Genomic DNA, 2,370 nt, shown 5'->3' with positions numbered 1-2,370 from the left:
GGGGGGTTCTATAAATACATTTCTTTTAAGAAACAAAGATAATGAATAAGATGCAAGGCACAAATTTTTCTGAATAGCCGTCCGCGTGTCGCTGAAGCTTTAGCGGAGGCACAAGCTATTGAGAAAATTTTTAACGCAGTCAGATTGTTTATTATCTTTGCTCCCAAAGGGTTTTCATTCCGAAATTTCGGAACATATACTTCTTCAAAAATTTTAACATTATCCCGATTTGCATCAAATTTTTTCATTGTCTATAAAAAACTCTGAGAATCTTAATGCGAATGTATTTATAGAACCCCCCAATAGTAATTGTGTGCTTAGGATTTGTTATGACAAATCTTTACTTATGTTTTTATGATTAACAACTATTTTGTATTTATAATTTGTGATATGCATTAAAAAATGCTTTTACCAAATAGATATTCTTTTGGCAATACGGTTATTATTAACAGTAACAGTTACAATATATACCCCTGCCGGACTATTAAGCTCAATTTTTTGCAAAGCACTCGTTTGAATTTCTTTTGACAATACTTGCTTTCCAGCAATATCATAAACAGAAATTGTTGCTAATTGATTTGTTGAGTTAATAAAAGAAAGAAAAATAAAATTGTCAGAAGAATAGACGTTTACATTATTTTTAGGATTATCAGTAATAGTCGTATTACTAATTTTATCACAAGGAGAAAAATGTATTCTAAACCGATAAGGATTATCTAACGGAGTTGCATAAAAATGGTAGGATTCATTATTTCTGATATTTATTATTTCTCCGGATTTAATATCTTCAAGATAAACATCAGAAGAAATATTCAATTTGCTTAAATCAAATTCTAGTGTATTGTTTTCACCAACGCCAGAATATAGATATAATGGAATATAAAAACTTCCTTTTTGAAATGGTATGGAATTTATTGCAAACTCATCACTGTTTTGGTTTACGGAATATATTTGAGGATCGCTTTTAACTAAACTAAACATTTTACGACCATCATACTTTCCATCATAATTATAAGTTGCATTTGGGTTAAAGACAATTAAAGATTCATCACTATTCTTACTCCCAATAACTTTCATTCTTAATTCATTTGTTTTGTTGTTACTTCTTGCAGTCATTGTATTTGTTACACGCACATCATTTGTCATGCCCAGTGTTGTAGCTTGTGTACACTGCACAAAAAATCCCTGAGAAGCGGGAATATACCTTGATCCATCATTAGTTGTTCCTGTTCCACGTACATAAGTTGAAATTGCTCCACTTCCCGGATCCCAAATAGTAACTGTTGCATTAACATAATCATCTGTCCATCCGGAAGAAGCCTCCCAATCAATAGTTGAGGGATAAGGATTACCTACAAGATTATATCCTTGTCCGTCTGAAGCATTGTATGTTAAAGAATAAGTCTTACTCCCTGTATTAAAAGAACCATCAAAAGTAACTGTTTTACTACTTGTTCCAATATAATACACATCGTAGCCTCTCATTACTGTCATGGTTACACCTCCTGATAAAGCATCGTATTCTCCATTTGGTTCATCATATTCATACATTGCTGCTCCTGTAAAAAGCCAACTTGATGCACTTGAAATTGGTGAAGAAATATAATGCCATCCACCTTCAGATAATATCCTTTCAAGCTTTTGTGTACCTGTAATTGTTCCGTTATCAATCAGGGAACCAACATTTCCTGCAGCATCAGATTTTATTTTAATAGTTCCTGAATTTACTAAGTTTCCATTAACGGATAAAGATGAAGTTGGATTTATTGAAACTGTGCCTGTAATAATTGTGAGTTTTTCTGTTTCATAATCATCATCAACAATAATATCGTGTGATGTTTTTACAGGAGCCCAACTTACATTAGGGATAGTACCACTTGTCCATGAGCCTGTAGAACTCCAGTTAGATGCACCACTTTTGGTTGTAAAAGGCATTGGAATTGTCGATGTAATCCAATCGGCATTTGACATATTATTTAATGTTCCGTTATGATTTGTTGTTTCATCACTTGCAGTTGTACCTGTTGTTTCTGCAAATTTATAATATGCAACAAGATTACCACTAGTACCTATCTCATTATACATATTATCTCTTATTTGAGTTTGCGTTCTTGCACTTCCCTTCCAAATTCGAAGGTCATCGATCAAACCATTAAAATAATCACTTGACACATAAGAATCACCAATCCTTAATTCATCTGAATTATTTAAATCATCGCTATTATCTATTGGATTCCAAGTATTTAATAAAATACCATCAACATAAAATGTAAAATTCATTTTTGTATAACGGCCAACTAAAATGTTATCTTTAGTCAGTGCAATATGATGCCAAACAGAATTTGAAATATCAGTTGCTCCTAAAGGTGT

At 32.2% G+C, this 2,370-nt stretch carries 1 protein-coding gene; it reads right to left on the bottom strand.

Going from position 1 to position 2,370, the window contains the following annotated elements:
* Positions 1-408: 408 nt before the first annotated feature.
* Positions 409-2,370, bottom strand: a 1,962-nt coding sequence (locus U9R42_10045; protein ID MEA3496362.1) for a LamG-like jellyroll fold domain-containing protein, incomplete at its 5' end; no start/stop codon positions are given.

It is taken from the genome of Bacteroidota bacterium, assembly GCA_034723125.1.
GTDB lineage: Bacteria > Bacteroidota > Bacteroidia > CAILMK01 > JAAYUY01 > JAYEOP01.
This window is presented reverse-complemented; position numbering and strand designations above follow the sequence as displayed.